Annotated in this window: 17 protein-coding genes and 2 pseudogenes; 9 read left to right on the top strand and 10 right to left on the bottom strand. The window is 58.8% G+C overall.

Annotated elements, in window-relative coordinates; translation table 11 throughout:
- Nucleotides 1-104 precede the first annotated feature (104 nt).
- A complete protein-coding gene (locus tag BF12_RS0106125; protein ID WP_024951508.1) occupies nt 105-881 on the top strand; it encodes a ferredoxin--NADP reductase in 777 nt (258 codons plus the stop codon).
- Nucleotides 882-1023: 142 nt separating this feature from the next.
- On the opposite strand, the gene glnK is transcribed toward BF12_RS0106125, so the two are convergent.
- From glnK to BF12_RS0106110, 3 genes are all read right to left on the bottom strand, one after another.
- The gene (glnK, locus tag BF12_RS0106120; RefSeq protein WP_024951507.1) at nt 1024-1362 is read right to left on the bottom strand and encodes a P-II family nitrogen regulator; all 339 of its coding nucleotides are present in this window, start codon (nt 1360-1362) and stop codon (nt 1024-1026) included.
- A 150-nt stretch (nt 1363-1512) separates the two neighbouring features.
- A complete protein-coding gene (locus tag BF12_RS0106115; protein ID WP_024951506.1) occupies nt 1513-2760 on the bottom strand; it encodes an ammonium transporter in 1248 nt (415 codons plus the stop codon).
- 32 nt (nt 2761-2792) lie between these two features.
- Nucleotides 2793-3131 (bottom strand): P-II family nitrogen regulator, encoded by a 339-nt coding sequence (locus BF12_RS0106110; protein ID WP_024951505.1) that lies wholly within the window; start codon nt 3129-3131, stop codon nt 2793-2795.
- Between the two features lie 436 nt (nt 3132-3567).
- On the opposite strand from BF12_RS0106110, the gene BF12_RS18945 reads away from it, so the two are divergent.
- Nucleotides 3568-3921: an accessory factor UbiK family protein gene (locus tag BF12_RS18945; protein ID WP_024951504.1), complete on the top strand. Its 354-nt coding sequence runs from the start codon at nt 3568-3570 to the stop codon at nt 3919-3921.
- Between the two features lie 95 nt (nt 3922-4016).
- Here the strand turns inward: BF12_RS18945 and BF12_RS0106100 are convergent, their stop codons facing one another.
- Nucleotides 4017-4295: a CBU_0592 family membrane protein gene (locus BF12_RS0106100; protein ID WP_035159267.1), complete on the bottom strand. Its 279-nt coding sequence runs from the start codon at nt 4293-4295 to the stop codon at nt 4017-4019.
- A 934-nt stretch (nt 4296-5229) separates the two neighbouring features.
- On the opposite strand from BF12_RS0106100, the gene BF12_RS0106095 reads away from it, so the two are divergent.
- Complete coding sequence (locus tag BF12_RS0106095; protein ID WP_024951502.1) at nt 5230-6774, top strand: YifB family Mg chelatase-like AAA ATPase; 1545 nt, start codon at nt 5230-5232, stop codon at nt 6772-6774.
- 18 nt (nt 6775-6792) lie between these two features.
- Here BF12_RS0106095 and BF12_RS0106090 read toward each other — a convergent pair whose 3' ends face one another.
- The 4 genes from BF12_RS0106090 to BF12_RS18940 all read right to left on the bottom strand — a co-directional run bounded on the left by BF12_RS0106090 (nt 6793) and on the right by BF12_RS18940 (nt 10696).
- Nucleotides 6793-7866 carry an Lnb N-terminal periplasmic domain-containing protein gene (locus tag BF12_RS0106090; protein WP_024951501.1) on the bottom strand — a complete coding sequence of 358 codons (1074 nt, stop codon included), beginning with the start codon at nt 7864-7866 and terminating at the stop codon, nt 6793-6795.
- Nucleotides 7867-7876: 10 nt separating this feature from the next.
- Nucleotides 7877-9022 (bottom strand): pyridoxal phosphate-dependent aminotransferase, encoded by a 1146-nt coding sequence (locus tag BF12_RS0106085; RefSeq protein WP_024951500.1) that lies wholly within the window; start codon nt 9020-9022, stop codon nt 7877-7879.
- 142 nt (nt 9023-9164) lie between these two features.
- A complete protein-coding gene (locus tag BF12_RS0106080) occupies nt 9165-9695 on the bottom strand; it encodes a hypothetical protein (protein WP_024951499.1) in 531 nt (176 codons plus the stop codon).
- On the bottom strand, nt 9683-10696 hold the full coding sequence (locus BF12_RS18940; protein ID WP_024951498.1) for an alpha/beta hydrolase: 1014 nt from the start codon (nt 10694-10696) through the stop codon (nt 9683-9685). The genes BF12_RS0106080 and BF12_RS18940 overlap by 13 nt, the downstream gene beginning before the upstream one ends.
- A 315-nt stretch (nt 10697-11011) precedes the next feature.
- Between BF12_RS18940 and BF12_RS0106070 the strand changes: the two genes are divergently transcribed.
- Entirely contained in the window at nt 11012-13180 is a 2169-nt protein-coding gene (locus BF12_RS0106070; RefSeq protein ID WP_024951497.1) for a malate synthase G, read from the top strand.
- A 228-nt stretch (nt 13181-13408) separates the two neighbouring features.
- Entirely contained in the window at nt 13409-13825 is a 417-nt protein-coding gene (locus BF12_RS0106065; RefSeq protein WP_024951496.1) for a PaaI family thioesterase, read from the top strand.
- 40 nt (nt 13826-13865) lie between these two features.
- Here the strand turns inward: BF12_RS0106065 and BF12_RS0106060 are convergent, their stop codons facing one another.
- Nucleotides 13866-14285 carry a DUF423 domain-containing protein gene (locus tag BF12_RS0106060; RefSeq protein WP_024951495.1) on the bottom strand — a complete coding sequence of 140 codons (420 nt, stop codon included), beginning with the start codon at nt 14283-14285 and terminating at the stop codon, nt 13866-13868.
- Between the two features lie 115 nt (nt 14286-14400).
- On the opposite strand from BF12_RS0106060, the gene thiS reads away from it, so the two are divergent.
- From thiS to BF12_RS0106040, 4 genes and pseudogenes are all read left to right on the top strand, one after another.
- Complete coding sequence (gene thiS, locus BF12_RS0106055; RefSeq protein WP_024951494.1) at nt 14401-14601, top strand: sulfur carrier protein ThiS; 201 nt, start codon at nt 14401-14403, stop codon at nt 14599-14601.
- Nucleotides 14602-14706: 105 nt separating this feature from the next.
- Nucleotides 14707-15503, top strand: a pseudogene (locus tag BF12_RS18935) (thiazole synthase).
- Between the two features lie 69 nt (nt 15504-15572).
- A pseudogene (gene trmB / locus BF12_RS18930) lies at nt 15573-16372 on the top strand (tRNA (guanosine(46)-N7)-methyltransferase TrmB).
- Nucleotides 16373-16483: 111 nt separating this feature from the next.
- Nucleotides 16484-17410: a putative RNA methyltransferase gene (locus BF12_RS0106040; RefSeq protein ID WP_084487992.1), complete on the top strand. Its 927-nt coding sequence runs from the start codon at nt 16484-16486 to the stop codon at nt 17408-17410.
- 218 nt (nt 17411-17628) lie between these two features.
- On the opposite strand, the gene BF12_RS0106035 is transcribed toward BF12_RS0106040, so the two are convergent.
- Nucleotides 17629-18558, bottom strand: coding sequence for an AEC family transporter (locus BF12_RS0106035; protein WP_024951492.1), 930 nt, complete (start codon nt 18556-18558; stop codon nt 17629-17631).
- Nucleotides 18559-18755: the final 197 nt, after the last annotated feature.

Raw genomic sequence — 18755 nt, 5'->3', positions numbered from 1 at the left:
CAAGTGACTACAATCGTCGCATAGTTCATTGGGTCATAAGCTGTTATTTGTTTATTCCAATAGTGAATATTGAATTTGAGGGGCAGTGCCCCGGGAGGCATCAAGTGAGCAGCCTGACCACGACAGAAGTCATCGACGTCCATCATTGGAATGACTCGCTATTCAGCTTCCGCACACAGCGTGAAGATAGCCTGCGCTTCAAGAACGGCCAGTTCGTGATGATTGGTCTGGAAGTCGAAGGCAAGCCACTGATGCGCGCCTATTCGATTGCCAGCCCGAACTACGAAGAGCACCTGGAATTCTTCTCCATCAAGGTGCAGGACGGCCCGCTGACTTCTCGCCTGCAGCACCTCAAGCCGGGCGATCAGATCATGGTGTCCCGCAAGCCGACAGGCACGCTGGTACTGGATGATCTGCTACCGGGTGAGAACCTTTACCTGTTCTCCACCGGTACGGGCCTTGCGCCCTTCCTGAGCGTCATTCAGGACCCGGAGACCTATGAGCGCTACAACAAGATCATTCTGATGCACGGTGTGCGTCACGTCTCTGAGCTGGCTTATGCCGATGTGATCGCGCAAGAGCTGCCGAAGCACGAATATCTTGGTGAAGATATCGCGGAGAAGCTGATCTACTACCCGACAGTGACCCGCGAGGAGTTTCGCAATCAGGGCCGTATCACTGATCTGGTGGAAAGCGGCAAGCTGTTCGAAGATATTGGTCTGCCGCCGTTGGACCCGAAGCGTGACCGCGCCATGATCTGTGGCAGCCCGGCGATGCTGGACGACATCAGTGCCATGCTGGATACCCGTGGCTTTGCCATCTCACCGAAGATGGGCGTGCCGGGTGATTACGTGATTGAGCGTGCCTTTGTCGAGAAGTGATGATCGAGAACTGGTAGGCAAACAGTAACGATTGAGAAGTAAGTTGTCGGATAGCACAAAAAAACCGCAGGCCATTGGCCTGCGGTTTTTTTGTCTGGCCATGAAATATCAGAGTACAGGTGTCTGCTCCGAGAACGTGGCGTTAGACGGCGTCCTTGCCGGTTTCGCCGGTACGGATGCGAATGACCTGCTCCAGCGGTGAAACGAAGATCTTGCCGTCGCCGATCTTGCCAGTGTTCGCGACATTGGTGATGGCTTCGATGACTGAATCGATCATGGCGTCGTCAACCGCGACCTCGAGCTTCACCTTGGGAAGGAAGTCGACCACGTATTCGGCACCACGGTATAGCTCAGTGTGCCCTTTCTGACGGCCGAACCCCTTGACCTCGGTCACGGTGATGCCCTGCACGCCGATCTCCGACAGGGACTCGCGCACGTCGTCGAGCTTGAATGGCTTGATGATGGCAGTGACCAGTTTCATCGTGTCTCTCCTTGGGTGATGGTGCGGGTGACGACGCCCTGCTCGCCACGCCAGCCTATGGCTCAAGCATACACCGCTTATTCGATCAGGAAAAAAGACTCCCGCCATATGGCGGGAGTCTTTTGAGTGCGTGTGAGCATCTGACTTGGATTACTTGCGGCTGGAGGTGAATTCCGGGTAAGCCTCCATACCACATTCTGCCAGATCCACGCCTTCGTATTCTTCTTCTGCAGTGACGCGCAGGCCCATGGTGACTTTGATGATCATCCATACCACCAGGCTTGCGAAGAACACCCAAGCGAAGATGGTAGCGGCGCCCAGCAGCTGTGCGGAGAAGGTAGCATCACTATTGGTCAGCGGTACTGCCATCAGGCCCCACAGGCCGACGACGCCGTGGACGGAGATGGCACCGACCGGATCATCGATTTTCAGCTTGTCGAGGCCGACGATAGCGAACACGACCAGCAGACCACCGACAGCCCCGATCAGCGTAGCTTCACCGATACTCGGCGTCAGTGGTCCAGCAGTGATGGCGACCAGGCCAGCCAGTGCGCCGTTGAGGGCCATGGTCAGATCCGCCTTGCGGAACCACAGGCGAGCGAGCACCAGGGCGGCGATGACACCACCAGAGGCAGCAGCATTGGTGTTGACGAAGACTTGCGCGACTGCATTGGCCTCATCGATGTTGGATAGCACTAGCTCGGAGCCGCCATTGAAGCCCAACCACCCTAGCCACAGGATGAAGGTGCCCAGGGTTGCCAGTGGCAGGTTGGAGCCCGGGATGGCATTAATCTCACCATTCTTGCCGTACTTGCCCTGACGAGCGCCCAGTAGCAGCACGCCTGCCAGTGCGGCGGAAGCGCCTGCCATGTGCACGATGCCGGAGCCGGCGAAGTCACTGAAGCCCGCTTCGCTCAAAAAGCCGCCACCCCAGGTCCAGTAGCCCTGCACCGGGTAAATGAAGCCTGTCATGACCACGGCGAACAACAGGAAGGCCCACAGCTTCATGCGCTCAGCAACGGCACCGGAAACGATGGACATGGCGGTCGCTACGAACACGACCTGGAAGAAGAAGTCGGAGCGGGCGCTGTAGTAAATGTCGCCACCGGAAGCGAGCGCGTCTTCTGCAGTATTCTCGGCGCCGATCAAGAAGCCCAGATTCGGCAGGAAACCGCCTTCAGGGCTTGAGTACATGATGTGATAGCCGACCACCATGTACATGGTGCAGGCGATGGCGAACAGAGCCACGTTCTTGGTCAGAATTTCCGTGGTGTTCTTGGCGCGTACCAGGCCAGCTTCCAGCATGGCGAAGCCGGCGGCCATCCACAGCACGAGTGCGCCACAGACCAGGAAGTAGAAGGTATCAAGTGCGTACTTGACCTCGATGATCTCGTTCATGCGGGATTCTCCTTTATTATTGTGCGCGGTGATCAGACAGCGTCGGCGCCGCGTTCACCGGTACGGATACGAATGACATCATCCAGAGGAGTGACGAACAGCTTGCCGTCACCAATCTTGCCGCTGTTGGCCGCTTGGGTGATGGCGTCCAGTACCTTCTCTGCATCACTGTCATCGACTGCCACTTCAATCTTCACTTTGGGAAGAAAGTCGACGACGTATTCAGCGCCGCGATAGAGCTCGGTATGCCCTTTTTGCCGACCGAAGCCCTTCACCTCGGTGACGGTAATGCCTTGAACGCCGTTATCTGCCAGCGCTTCACGCACGTCGTCCAACTTGAAGGGTTTGATGATGGCGGTGATCAGTTTCATGTGCTGCCCCCGTTCGCTACCTGAATGATCTGTCTGAAGCACAACTCCAAAGTGCCTTGTTCTTGCCAAGTGCATCGCAGGAGGCGTGCCATTTGGCGAAAAGACCTTTTAACTCATTCAGTTGCATTGACTGAGAGCGGCCCATTTCCGCGACGAAGAAAAGAGGCGAATGAGCATGCCCTCAAGGGCGCACTGTTTTGGTGCTGGCCTTGCGCCTTTCGACGTAGGGGGTAACGCTAATATGGTGCAGAGGGAGTCATCTGAGAGGGTCATCAGAAGGCGTGCGGGCATGATGTGTGTTCTGAACATGCGACTTGCGAGCGGGTTGCGTATCCTTGTAGCAAGAACCGGCGCTCCATATATCAGGGGGGTGTCCTTTTTACCGCGTCGACCCTGATGGCATCAGGCGATCGGCACGCAACGTCTGAGGTGAAGCATGTTCAAGAATGACGTCATCGGGCGGATGGCCCAGCAAATTGGTGAGCGCCTGCAAGATGCCTCTCATGGCCCGGAGGAGCTGCAGAAGTCTGTGCAGGGGGTGATGCGCAGTGCCTTTGATCGTATGGAGCTGGTATCGCGGGAAGACTTCGACATCATGATGGATGTGCTGACGCGTACGCGTAGCCGTGTCGAGTCGTTGGAAAAGCAGGTCATTGCGCTAGAATCGCTGCTGGAAAAGCAGGGACTGGTGACAGGTATGCAAACCGCGGATGAAGACAGTTGTACACCGGTTGCAGGCGAAGAAAGCGCAAGCCACGCTGCAGAAGTCGAGCGTCAGCGTGATGCGTGAAGTCTGAGCCGCAGTTCGGCATGCCATCGGGATGAAAAAAGCCGCCACACCTCAGGGTGTGGCGGCTTTTTCGTATCTGCAGGTCGCGTCATCCGCTAGGCGGCGTGCGGGCGCGTCCCCAGCATCCAGCGTACCAGCCCCACTATCGAGGCCACGATCCAGAAGATTTCTATCACGAAACTGGCCAGATTGAAGTTGATACACAGACTGATGAGCAGCAGAACGGCGCCACTCAGGTTCGCCAGATTATAGGTCAGGCTGCGGGCATCGAGTTTGCCTATCTGCAGCATGAAGAAGGCACCGACCACCAGGGTGGTGCCCAGCATGCCAATGACATCTGCAAAGGATGCCAGCGGGGCAAGCATGTCTTGCATGGGTATTGCTCCTGAAACAAGCCAAAGTCGCCCTGAATGGCTGGCCCTTCCGTGGGTTGGACGATTCTCTGCCGCGCTAGAGCGACATTCCGTGAGACAGCTTGGCGGCTTACCTGACCACATGGTTAGAAAAGCCGGTCAAATATACCAGCAGCTGTCCAGATAGGCACTGTCGCGGTGCACCTTTGGGGACGATGCGCTTGATGAGGTAGAAATGGAAAACGAGGCGCATTGACGTCGCCAAGCTGGTGCAAGGACTAAAGCATGGCAGGGACACGCTCGCTCGAGGAGATATTTCTGTGCGAGAGAAAAAATGGCGCCATTTCTTGAGGGTTTAATGGCTGATGGCAGGTTAAATCATGGCTCTTAAAGAAATTACCGCCTCGACAACCAATCACGTTCGGCTACTGAGATGTTCTTTTGAGATGCATTCCGTTGATATTTCGTCCTTTGGAATCTTTCTGAAAGGCTGATGAGCGTCCTAGTTGAGGCTCTAGTCGAAAATCACCTCAAATCACTAGTCTGTCAGGCTGTTGCCATGAGGAATTGATGGGTATTTGAGCGCTGTAGAAAGAACAATTCATATCTTTATGTAATGTTATCCACAGTCGGTTTATTCATTACGTATTCAGTAGCGACAATATTTGCAGTCGTAAGAGAATTTACGCTAACGATGAGTCATTCAGAATAGGTCACGTGTGTATCACGTCAATTTTGCCTGCTATCTGTTAGCAGAAGCAGTGTTCTGATATTGAGCGGGGTTCTGGCATTGATTGAGTTTTGGCTAGCGTTGAGTCAGCAGGGTTCTTATCAGCATGAGCTTTGCCATGCTTGTGAGGCTGGGTGACGTAAGTATCCTGGTATATCGGAGGGCACATGCCCTGCTTCGCTCTCGCCGTGCAACGTAGCGACGGCATCACGCAAGGGAAGGCTCATGTCATTGGCAATGCTGCGCACGCGAGCATCGCTCGGTCTCGAGGCACCAGAAGTTCAGGTTGAGGTACATCTCTCCAATGGGCTGCCGGGGCTATCGATTGTCGGGCTGCCGGAAACGGCGGTGAAAGAAAGTCGCGAGCGCGTCCGTAGTGCGCTGCTCAATGCGGGGTTCGAGTTTCCAGCGCGTCGCATCACGCTCAACCTAGCGCCAGCTGATTTGCCCAAGGAGGGCGGTCGTTTTGACCTGCCGATCGCACTTGGCATTCTGGTGGCATCAGGGCAGATACCCGAAGAAGCGGTGGCTCAACTGGAATGCCTTGGCGAGTTGGCACTGGATGGCAGTATTCGTCCCGTGACTGGCGTACTGCCCGCCGCACTATGTTGTCGCAGAGCAGGGCGCGCATTGGTGGTGCCGATGGCGAATGCTGATGAGGCTGCACTGGCAGACCAGCTGGAAGTGCTGGCGGTGGGGCATCTATTGGAATTGGTCGCTCATTTGCTGGGGCGTGAGCGCATCACGCCGCATGTGTGTGCGGTGACGCCTCAGGCGCGACTGCCGGAACCAGACCTCAGCGAGGTGCGCGGGCAACATCAGGCACGACGTGCGTTGGAGATCGCGGCGGCTGGCGGCCACAATCTGCTTTTTGCAGGTCCACCGGGTACAGGCAAGACGATGCTAGCCAGTCGTCTGTCGGGCATTCTGCCGCCGTTGGGCGAAAACGAAGCGCTGGAGGTGGCGGCGGTGCGTTCGGTGTGTGGTCTGCCGATCATGGAGCGCTGGGGGCAGCGACCTTTTCGAGCACCGCATCACACTGCCAGCGGGGTGGCTCTGGTGGGCGGTGGTTCAAAGCCGCGCCCAGGCGAAGTTTCGCTTGCCCACCACGGGGTGCTGTTTCTGGACGAACTGGCGGAGTTTGATCGGGGGGTATTGGAGGTAATGAGGGAGCCGCTCGAAAGTGGCCGGATCTTGATCTCCCGTGCCAGTCATCAGCGTCGCTTCCCAGCGCGCTTTCAGCTTGTCGCGGCGATGAATCCCTGCCCCTGTGGCTATCTGGGAGACTCGCGTCGCAACTGTAGTTGTACGCCCGGGCAGATTCAGCGCTACCAGGCCCGCTTATCTGGTCCGTTGCTGGATCGTATCGATCTGCAGGTCGAGGTGCCGGGATTGCCAGCGGAAGAACTGACGTCGGCGACTCCCGGTGAGGGCTCTGAAGTGGTGCGCGCCCGCGTACTGGCCGCGCGTACTCGCCAGTTGGCACGAGGAGGGCTCAATGCACACCTGAGTACGCCGGACCTGGAGGCTGCCTGTCAGCTCGATGATGCCGAGCGGCAATGGCTGGCTGGCGTGCTGTCGCGACTGAATCTCTCGGCGCGCGCCTACCACCGCGTGCTGCGTGTCGCGCTGACGTTAAGTGATCTGATTGCGCAGGAGGGAGTGCAGCGAGCCCAGCTGATGGAGGCTATCGGTTACCGACAGCTGGATCGCATGATGGGGCGTGACCCTGCGCGCCCCGGGGCTGGGCCAGAGCGACGTTCTGCGTAACACGAGCAGGGTTCGCGTCTAGAAAGATGGCCGGTCCGCGCCGGGGATGCCTTCGCGAATCAAGCGCGAGAAGTCACCATCCGGCTGCTGGTCTGCGGCCAGTGCCGCGGGGTTGATCAGGCTCCTGGCTTTCAGCTCGGCGAAGGGCGCGGTATCGCTGAGCGCGCCCTGATCCGCGACGTATTCTGGCAGGTAGCCGGAGAGCAGCAGGCGGTAGTCGAGAGGCAAGCCATCTGTCAGGCGCGTCATCATCGCGTAGACCAGCGTAGTGCAGTTGCTGAAAGCAGTGTTGTAGAAACGAGGTTGGGTGCGCAATGTCTCGGCCTCGTCCACGTAGGCCAGCAGCAGCTCACGCATCATTTCCTGCGGCATCTGTACCCGATAGAGGTGCACTTCCTCACCGCGCACGTTGCTGCGCACCCGTACGATATCGCGCTCGTCGGCGGCAATCACCGCCAGTTCGTACTGTTTGAACATTCCGCCCAGTGTCGAGAACACTTCGGTGCGTTCTTTTCTGATCTCCACCGAAAAGGCCAGATAGCGACCATCGGCGAAGCCAAAGCTGACGAGGGTGTGGGCGATCTGTGGCCCCATCCAGTGGCTGGTGAGCAGGTCAACGGAGGTCAGTTCATCCAGGGGATAGTCGCGCGACTCCCAATGTGGCGTGAAGTCTTCTGGCGTATGCCATTCAAAATCACGCACGTGATCGAGATGCAGTACAGCGCCGCGTGAGTGTCCTACATCTGGCTGAGTCTGGCTTTCCTGCCCTTCAATCACACGTCCCTCGACCAGATGCGCAACCTCTTCTGCCCAGTCGCGATCGGCTTGCGGCGCAATGCTGTGCCACCACGCCAGGCTGGCGACCAGCAGCATCAGATAGCTCCCCGCCAACCGCCAGCGAAGTGTGCTGGCTTGAGGCCACCACAGTGCCACGACGCAGAGCAGTGCCAGCGTGCCAACCAGTACCGCGATACCGATACGCAGTACCTCCGGTCCTGGTAATCGGAACCACAGCGCAGGAGTTAGCCAGGTTGCCGCACCCAGCATGGTGATGCTGAGTGCGGCGCGCACGATACCGCTCACAAGGCTCATATGATCAGTCTCATGCGCTTGGGGTTTCCTGAATGGCGTGTTCCAGGTGAGTCAGGCGTCCCGGCACCAAACTGTCTTCCAGTGTTGAAATGCGCAGTATGTGGCCAAGTGCGGGGTGTGGCGGACGATTGATTAGCACGCCTTCAGACAGCAACAGCTGCTGAACCTGCGCTGCCTGTTCGGCGCTCTTGAGGCGAACGCAGATGAAATTGGTTGCGCTAGGCAGTACCTCGCCACCGAACGAGCGTAGATGTGCTGCCAAGCGCTCACGCACCTCAATGACGCTTGTCACGTGAGCTGCTGCTTCATCAGGATGTGACAGCAGCAGTTCGCCAGCTGCCAGTGCTGGCGCACTGACCGCATAGTGAATCCGTACCTTCATCAGCAGAGCGATGTCGGCAGGATCTGCGATCATGAAGCCAAGGCGCAAGCCTGCCAGCCCATAGGCCTTGGAGAAGGTTCGCAGGCGGAAGGTGGCCGTCATCGGTGCACTGTCTGCGGTAGCGGCGTCATCACGGAAGTCGTGATAGGCCTCGTCGAGCAGCAGACTGCAGTGCTCCGGAAGAGCATCGCGCAATGTACGAACAGCAGCATCGGTATGCAGATGGCCACTGGGATTGTCAGGGTTGGCGAGGTAGACGATGCGCGCATCGTGTTCATGCGCTGCAGCAGCCAGTGCCGCGAGATCGGGGGCTAACTGCCCATCATTGGCCGCATCCGCGAAGGCTTCCGAGTAAGGGACTTCGATGACCTCAGCACCCTGAGCACGGGCGAAGTAAGCGAGGGTCGGATAGGTGCCAGCGCTGGTCACGACACGCTCACCGACAGTGACAGTCGCCCTAATGGCCAAGGCCAGCAGACTGTCGGCACCGGCATCTACCAACAAGCTTTCCATGGAAATAGAGAGGTGCACCGCCAACTGCTGACGCAACTGCCAGGCATCGGCGTCGGAGTAACTGCGGCTCAGGCCTGCCAGTGCACTGCCCAGCGCGCCGCTCAGTTCGCGATGCGGCATATCCAGGCCTTCATTGGACCCATATTGATATGGCAGCGAGTGGCCCAGTCTGCGTTCCAGCGCCTTGATGCCGGGGAACGGGTTATGTGGCCCATCCTGATAAAGGTGGGCAAGAAAGCGGCGGGATCGAGCGGTGGTCATGTGGGCTCCGAAAAATGATAACGGTGGGTATGTCAGAACAAAGAGGCGTGTCAGAAAAACAGGCACGTCAGGAAGCTGGCCGTTGGCGCATGACATGGACAAAACATCAGCGCGCCAGAGAATCGGCATGCGCACTACGGCATCAGGGTGCTGTTCGGGTGTGTGCCAGTGCCTCTAGCGCGGCTTGATCAAAGGCACCGCTCAGCATCAACTCACGCGTCTCGTTGCGCTCGGCACTGGTACTGCGCACGAGTGTCAGCGTCAGTTGATAAGACTGTAGCGTACGGTCTGACAGCATCAGCGGGACGCCATTGGCCTCGAGCTGTGCTTCGAGACGCCATTGATTGCTGGCGATGCCGGGGCGGTCCTTGCTCCAGTTAAGCACTTGAGGGCCGTCCTGCAGCGAGAGCAGGGCACGCGTCAGAGCTTCATTCAGCGCGCCGGGCTGTGTGTCGAGTGTGGCATCCACTTCGGGTGGTGCCAGCAGCAGAACCTGTTGCACCAATGGCGGTGACCAGTGCTGCTCGGCAATCAGGCGAGCAGCGCTCTGCCCAAGACCGTAGATCGGGTCACGCTCCGCGCGCGGTACTCTATCCAGACCCATGCATCCGGCAAGTAACCCGAGCAACAGCGCCACGACCAACGGGCGGCCCCAGCGCATCAGGCGTTGCATGCCGGAGCTCCTGCGTCGTCATCCCCTGCATGAGCAGGCACGACACGCGGCGAAAGGGCATCGAGGAAGGTATCCAGCTCGGCAAACAGTGCAGTCCGGATGGGCTCTGCCTCATTGACTAGATGATGCTGAGCTTCGGGGTGACGATGAATACGTGCATTGGGGAATTTGCTGGCCAGCACTCCAAGGTTCCACTGCCAGTCGACAGTCGTATCCTGTTCACCTTGCAAGATGAGCGTAGGTAGCTGACAGGGAGGGAGCGCCTGTATGCGTGGAATCCACGCGCGCATTGCCGTTACCCATTTCACTGCCAGCCGATCAGCCTGGAGTGGATCATTGGTACTGAGAAACTCATAGAAGGCCGCATCATTGGTATTCGCACGATACTTGCGCGGGATGGAGTCAATGAAGGGGCGCGCCATGCTGTGCAGCCAGCGTGACTGCGGCCAGCCATGTGGGCGTACCAGCGGGGCAAGCAGCGCGATGCCACGCCATTGCGAGTCCATGCCGCGCGTCAGCGCATCGGTGGCCAGCACTGAACCGCCGGTACTCTGACCAACGCCAAACCAGGGGCGTGGTGCCAGTTCGCGAGTTTCCAGATATTGCTGGAAGAATTTCAGGCAGCCGACGTAATCGCCAAAGTCGTCAATCGAGGCCGGTTCGCCGGACGATAGCCCGTGGCCCGGTAGATCCCACAGGGCGACCTGCCATCCCTGGCGGAGTAGATGCGCCAGCAGGTGGCGATAGAGCGCGAGATGATCGAAATAGCCATGCACCACAAAGATGGTGCCGCGCGGCTTAGGTGGCGTCCACAGCTGGGCCCACAGGCGAAAGCCACCCGCGTCCAGATGTCCGGCATGTACCGTGATGTCTTCACTGCGCAGGGCATCCAGGCCGTAATGGCTCAGATAGCACTCCAGTGGACTGGACGTCTGGCCCGGCAGCATGTCAGGCAGGCGGATAAAAGGGCCGTGGTCGAGCAGTTCACTGAAATCGGGCATGGTCATCTCCATAATGCTGCCATGCTAGCGGCTGGCGCGGCTGCGAGCTATAGAAAGAACAGTGTTTCTTGATGTATGACGGCCTGCGTGTTGCCGAGCGACAGCCGAGACGATAAATCGTCTATCGAGGGGTAATCCGGCTTCAGCCTATTGTTCATTGGTCAAACCCCACCTTCCGCAAGGCATGGCATCAGGTATGGTGAGGTGATCTGTAAGCGCTCGGCCGCTAATTGTTGTACCGCTGAATCATTTCACGGGTGAACCATTCCACTGACGTCACGTTTCCAGCTATTCGTTTCCAGGGAGAGCACACGCATGACCGATCGCATTCACATTGAACGTTTGGGCATTGATGCCGGCCTACATCACTTCATTGAGCAGGAGGCGCTACCGGGCACTGGTATCGCGCCCGCGGTTTTCTGGAAGGGTGTTGATGCCCTGTTGCATGAGTTGGCACCGCGCAACCGCGAGTTGCTGGAAATCCGCGAGACCTTGCAAGGCGAGATTGACCGTTGGCATCGCGAACATCCGGGCAAGGTAGACCTCACTGTCTATAAAGCCTTCCTGGAAGAGATCGGCTATCTGTTACCAGAGCCGAACACCGTTGAGGCGACCACGAGCAATGTCGACAGCGAAATCTGCCAGCAGGCGGGTCCGCAGTTGGTGGTGCCGGTAATGAATGCCCGCTACGCCCTGAATGCCGCCAATGCGCGCTGGGGCTCGCTCTATGATGCGCTCTATGGCACTGACGCGGTCAGTGAAGATGATGGTGCTGAACGCGGTGGTGCCTACAATCCCGTGCGCGGTGCCAAGGTCGTGGCTTATGCGCGTCAGGTGCTGGATACCATTGCACCGCTGGCAGGCGGTAGTCATCACGACAGTGAAGGTTATGCGATCCGCGATGGCCATCTACTGGTGCGGGTTGCCGGGCGTGATCTCAGTCTCAAGTCGCCGGAGCGCTTCCTGGGTTATCGCGGCGAAGAATCCGCGCCGAGCGCCATCGTCTTTGCCCATAACGGTCTGCACGCAGAGCTGGTCATTGATGCTGAACATGCCATCGGCAAAACTGATCCTGCTGGCGTAAGTGACCTGATCATGGAAGCCGCGCTCTCCACTATCATGGATTGCGAAGATTCGGTCGCTGCAGTGGATGCCGATGACAAGGTAGTGGTCTACCGCAACTGGCTCGGCCTGATGAAGGGTGATCTGACCGAGACGATCGAGAAGAACGGTCGCTCGATGACGCGTCGCCTCAACGCTGATCGTGACTTCATCGGTGCCGATGGCAAGCCGCGCGTGCTGCATGGTCGCTCGCTGATGCTCATCCGCAACGTGGGTCACCTGATGACCAATCCGGCCATTCTGCTCGAAGACGGCAGTGAAGCGCCGGAAGGCATGATGGATGCCATCTTCACCAGCCTGATTGCCATTCACGACCTTCAGGGCGAAGGCAATCACGGTAACTCGCGCACTGGCTCTGTCTATATCGTCAAGCCCAAGATGCATGGCCCCGAGGAAGTCGCTTTCGCCGACGAACTGTTCTCACGAGTCGAGACACTGCTCGGACTGCCGAACGCGACGATCAAGATGGGCATCATGGATGAGGAGCGCCGCACTACCGTCAACCTCAAGAGCTGTATTGCAGCGGCCAGTTCGCGGGTGGCCTTCATCAACACTGGCTTCCTGGACCGTACCGGTGACGAGATTCACACCTCGATGGAAGCCGGCCCGATGCTGCGCAAGGGCGACATGAAAGGCTCGGCGTGGATTCAGGCCTATGAGAAGTGGAACGTGGATATCGGCCTGGAATGTGGCCTGCGCGGACGTGCGCAGATCGGCAAGGGCATGTGGGCGATGCCGGATCTGATGGCCGCGATGTTGGAGCAGAAGATCGGCCATCCGCGTGCCGGTGCCAACACTGCGTGGGTACCGTCGCCGACTGCGGCTGTGCTGCATGCGCTGCACTATCATCAGGTGTCGGTGAAGGATGTGCAGCATGATCTGCTCACTCGCCCGCGTGCCAGCCTTGATGACCTGCTGACGATTCCGCTGGAAACCAATCCTCAGTGGAGCGCCGAAGAGATTCAGGCCGAGTTGGACAACAATGCTCAGGGAATTCTCGGTTATGTGGTGCGCTGGATTGACCACGGGACCGGTTGCTCCAAGGTGCCGGATATCCATGATGTTGGCTTGATGGAAGATCGCGCCACGCTGCGTATTTCCAGCCAGCACATTGCCAATTGGCTGCATCATGGCATCGTTGATACTGCGCTGGTGCAGAACACTCTTGCACGTATGGCGGGCGTGGTAGACCGCCAGAACGCAGACGATGCGAGCTATCAGCCGATGACGGATGATCTTGAGGGCTCGGTCGCCTTCCAGGCTGCCAGCGAGCTGGTCTTCAAGGGACGCGTGCAGCCTAGCGGTTACACCGAGCCAGTCTTGCATCGCCGCCGCCTCGAGAAGAAGCAGCAAGCGCACTGATGCGGCGCTAGCTTGTACGGCTGTGGCTCATCAGGAGTCAAGACAACAACGGCGGCCCTGGGCCGCCGTTGTTGTCTCACGCGTAAAACAAGGCTCTCAGAGGGAGCTTTTTACGCGCTGAATATTTCCGAACTTCGCATTTGACGCTAGCCTTGGCAGCATCATTCTCCGGCATGCTTGGGTTAGCGCCATCATGCTGGCTATCGTAATTCTGTCGAGGAGCACTCCATGCCCGTCATGCACGCTGCTGCCATCGAGGATTTCCTCGATGATGTCTTCCCCCAGCGAATGGGCACCATCGAGGCCGTCGGCGACGGCTGGGCCACCATGGGGCTGGCGATCGAGGACGAGCATCTGCGTCCCGGCGGCAGCGTCTCCGGCCCTGCGATGATGGCGCTGGCGGACGTGTGTCTCTATGTCGCCATTCTGGGTGAGATAGGGCCGGAGCCAATGGCAGTGACCAGTGATCTCAATATTCACTTTCTGCGCCGCGCGCGGGGAGATAGAGATCTGATGGCCACTGCCCGTCTTCGTAAGTTGGGCCGTCGCTTGGCCGTTGGTGAGATCGAGTTGTTCAGCCACGGCGATACTGAACCGGTCGCCATCGTGACCGCGACCTATACGCTGCCCGAGCGTGATGACTAGGCGATGTAGACGAGTGAAGTCTGGAAGCCTGGGCCTGCTGCTAAAGCGTGTTGTGGTCTTTTTCTTCGTCACCGTGCTGACGCCAGCCGGTAATGGCGAGGCTTAGCCAGCCACCCAGCAGTAATAGGCCGCCGATGGGTGTGATGATGCCTAGCGCAGTGCATGAGGTTGTCGCCAAGGCATACAGCGAGCCGGAGAACAGCAACATGCCGGCTGCCCACAGGCTCAACGTCAGCATCTGGCCGCGCAGCGGTTGCACCGAGTGCCAGGCCAGTACCCCGACGGCCGCCAGTACATGCCACATCTGGTAGCGTACGCCGGTCTCGAAAACGCGCAGCATGTCAGGGCTGAGCGTGCCGCGCAGACCATGACTGGCAAAGGCTCCCAGGGCCACGGTAGACATGCCGGCCAGGCCCATGGCTAGCCACCAGTGGCGAGAGTGTGAGTCGTTGCGGTGCATAGCGGGATTTCCTTCAACAAGTGGCAGAGGTGATAAGTAAGCGCGATGCGCCAATGCTTACGCCGACCCACGCAAAGCCGCTACAATAGCGGCCTCTTTTCGCGGGAGCGATAGCATGCAGATACAGCTCAACGGTGAAGATCACGTGGTCGCGGATACCACCACCATTGCAGCACTGGTCGAGAGCCTGGGTCTTGAGGGGCGGCGACTGGCAGTCGAGTGCAATGACGATATCGTGCCACGTAGCGAGCATGCCGGCACTCGTCTGCATGACGGTGACCGTATCGAAATCGTGCATGCCATTGGTGGTGGCTGATCATCTTGTCCACCTGATTGACATCTTTTTCACGTCCAGCCCGATGAGGTCATCATGACAGACAGTTCTGCCCAGACACCGCGTGACGCCACCCTGAATCAGGCCATGACCCAAGTGCCGGGCGATGCTCCACTGACCATTGCTGGTCGCGAGTTTTCCTCGCGCCTGCTGGTCGGTACCGGCAAGTACAAGGACATGGCCGAGACGCGCTCGGCCATCGAGACGTCTGGTGCGGAAATCGTCACCTTTGCGGTACGGCGTACCAATCTGGGCCAGAGCAGCGATGAGCCGAATCTGCTCGACGTGCTATCTCCCAGCCGTTACACCTTCCTGCCGAACACCGCCGGCTGCTACAACGCGCGTGATGCGGTACGCACCTGCAAGCTGGCCCGTGAACTGCTCGATGGTCACAATCTGGTCAAGCTGGAAGTGCTGGGCGATCAAGACACGCTGTATCCCAACGTCGTTGAGACGCTCAAGGCTGCCGAACAGCTGGTCGCCGATGCTTCGACGTGATGGTGTATACCTCTGATGACCCCATCGTCGCGCGCCAGCTTGAGGAAATCGGCTGCTGCGCCATCATGCCGCTGGGCTCGCTGATCGGTTCTGGTCTCGGCATTCTCAATCCGCATACCCTGTCATTGATCATCGAGCGTGCCAATGTGCCAGTGCTGGTGGATGCCGGGCTAGGAACGGCATCCGAGGCCGCCTTTGCCATGGAGCTGGGCTGTGATGGCGTGCTGATGAACAGCGCCATCGCTCATGCTCGCCAGCCATTGATGATGGCCGATGCCATGCGCCAGGCCGTGATTTCAGGGCGTGGCGCCTTCCTTGCAGGCCGTATGCCGACCCACGTCACCGCTCGCGCATCATCGCCGGGAGCTGGCCTGATCACTGGCTGAGCCTAGCCGCTCACCTGAATTCGAACCCGATGCTCCGGCATCGTTTCATGCAAAGACCAAGACGACACCATGACTGACGAGACCACCAAGCCGCAGGACGATACGTCCCCCTCTACTGACGTTGCTGGTACAGCTGCGCAAGCGTCTGATGCACAAGACACGTCTTCCGTGGCCGATGAAGCCGTGGCCCGCAAGCGTGGCATCAAGAGTTACGTGATTCGCGGCGGGCGTATGACACAGGCCCAGACACGTGGTCTCGACGAGATCTTCCCGCGTCTTGGCTTGCGTCATGAACAGGGCGAGCTGGATCTCGAGGCCTTGTTCGGCCGTCGTGGCCCGCTGGTCATTGAAGTCGGCTTCGGAATGGGCAAGTCACTGTGTGAACAGGCTCAGGCTAACCCGCAGACGGACTTCATCGGTATCGAGGTCCATGCGCCGGGCGTCGGCAAGTTACTGGATGAAGCTGACAAGCTGGGCCTGACCAATCTGCGCGTCTATCGTCACGATGCACTGGAAGTGCTGGCGGACTGCGTGCCTGCGGGCAGTGCTGACACCTTCCAGCTATTCTTCCCGGACCCGTGGCCGAAGAAGAAGCACCACAAGCGTCGCATCGTGCAGCCGGCCTTCGTCGAGCTAGTGCGTCGTGTGCTCAAGCCGAGCGGTCACTTTCATATGGCGACTGACTGGGCCAACTACGCGGAAGCGATGGCGGAAGAAATGGCCGAAGCTCCGGCTTCGCCAACACCGCACCTGCTGAAAGCGCACCCTATGTACCGCGTCCGGACTTTCGTCCGCTGACCAAGTTCGAGCAGCGCGGTGAGCGTCTCGGTCATGGCGTGTGGGACCTGATCTTCGTCAAGCAGGACTGAACCGTTCTCAGGTTCTGATGCTGTGCATGGCGGCCGCCTTCGGGTGGCCGCTTGCGTTTAACACTACACGCTTTCTTTTTCTCCCCTTTCTCGTCCCGAGAGTTGCTATCCATGACGTCGCTTGTTGCCGATTCGGCTGATCGCCCCACGATGACACCACTGACAGCCCTGATCTGTCCGCTGGATGCTCAGCCACTGAAGCGCGATGGCCAGAGCTGGTGCTGTGTCGATGGACATCGTTTCGATATCGCCCGCCAAGGGCATGTCAATCTGCTGCCGGTGCAGCGCAAGCGTAGCCTCGACCCTGGTGACAGCAAGGGAATGGTGATGGCACGCCAGCGACTGTTCGCACTGGGAGGCTACCAGCCACTGGCCACGGCGTTGGCAGAGCGTGTGCTGGAGGAAGTTGAGGCAGATATCGCGTCATCCGGTGCTGATCCACTGGCCGTGTTGGATGCCGGGTGTGGCGAAGGCTTCTATCTACGCCAATTGGCGCACGGAGCACATGCTCGTGGCGTGACGCTGGAAGCGGCAGGATTGGATATCTCCAAGCATGCCGTGTTGGCCGCCGCCAGGCAGTCACGCGATGCGGCCTGGCTGGTCGGGACCAATGCTGCCTTGCCGCTGGCGGATGCGTGTCTGGATGTCGTGATCTGCGCCTTCGGATTCCCGGTATGGCAGGAATTCGCCCGTGTACTGAAGCCTGGGGGACGTGTCGTATTGCTGGAGGCGGGCAGCGGGCACCTGCTGGCCCTGCGCAAGATTCTCTACCGTGAGCTGAAACCCGCGCGTGGCGAAGCCGGCTTGAGTGCCGCAGTAGCGGCCGGCTTCACACCACAGGGCGACGTGCAGCACCTGCATGCAGGACTGTCACTGAGTGGTAATGACCAGATTCGTGATCTGCTGACCATGACGCCGCACCTATATCGTGCCGAGCGAGAAGGGCTGGCACGTGCTGAGGCATTGGACGTGTTGGATGTCGAACTGCACGGCGAGCTGAGAGTCTTTGGGCTGGAAGATGCACAAGACAAAACTTAAATAGAAATTGTTCGCGTTTGCCTTGCAAAAGCAAATGAGAATGATTATCTTGTATAGGCGGTGTCCGGGCAGACATCGCAGGGCGCAAGCCCATCCGTAGTGGCGGAGTCAGGCCCCCGCTACGGTGTTTCTCCTCATCAAGCTAGTCACGGTCTTGGGCATCCTCATATGGGGATGCCCTTTTTCTTGTCTGCTCTACGGGGAATGCGTGTTTTACATCAGATAGACAGCCAGAACGGCAGCGTCAGCATGGCCAACAGGGTCTGTGCCGTGATCAGCGCTGCCATCAATTCGGCATTACCGCCCATCTGACGAGCGAGAATATAGGCCGAGGTTGCCGTCGGCAGCGCGGCAAACAGAATCGCTACATCACGCGCGACTCCCGTCAGGCCAGCCAGCTGGCACAGCACCACGACCAGGGCAGGCATTGCCAATAGCTTGAGAAGGCTCGCAAGCCAAGCCACGCTGCCACTGGCGAGCAGTACGCGCGGACGCAACGCAACGCCGACGGCGACCAGTCCTAGCGGCAGAGCCGCTCTGCCCAACAGCGCGAGTGTATCGCCGCTCCAGCCCGGCAGACCCACACCACTGAGATTCAGTGCGGTACCTGCCAGACAGGCGAGGACGAGTGGGTTACGTGACAGCGCCTTGAGTGAGCGCAGAAAACCGCCTTCTCCAAGGGTTCCCGCGGCAATGAAGGCCATCACGCACAACAGGTTGGCGACAGGCACCATCAGAGCCAGCGCGACGGCGGCGACGGTCGCGCCTGTTGTGCCGTGCAATGCTGCAGCACCGGCGACACCGACGTAGCTGTTGAAGCGGATGCTGCCCTGAAACAGCGAGGTAAATGAGGCCGCATCGCCTAGCTGTCGACTCAGCCAGTCAGGGGCATGCCGCCAGCATAGCCACAGGGCTGCGGAGAACAGCAGCATGGCGCCCAGCATCACACTAGCCAGCGGAATGACGGGTACACTCGCCATGTCGGCGCGTGCCAGTGTGGAAAGCAGCATGGCGGGGAACAGGACGTAGTAGATCAGTCGCTCCATCTCATTCCAGAAGCCTTCGCCCGGGAAGCGTTTCCAGCCCAGCAGCGCCCCGATGACGATCAAGAGGAAGAGGGGGCCAAGCGCCTGCTGTACACTTGCCATTCTGATTCCTTGTCTGATTGTGTGGGAAGGCATACTGGGTGCCAAAGGCCAGCCTGATAAGCTTGCCATGAGTCACATATTGCCGCATTCATTCATGTGTCGTATTGGGTTTCATGCTCGGTTGTTTTTGCGACATGTGGCTGAGCAATATCTACTTTTCCTTTCCGGCTGTACGCCGGACTGTCACCGGAACTGCC

The organism is Cobetia crustatorum, assembly GCF_000591415.1.
Taxonomy (GTDB): Bacteria; Pseudomonadota; Gammaproteobacteria; order Pseudomonadales; family Halomonadaceae; genus Cobetia; species Cobetia crustatorum.
Note: the sequence above shows the minus strand (reverse complement) of the source record. Positions and strands in the feature narration are given on the sequence as shown.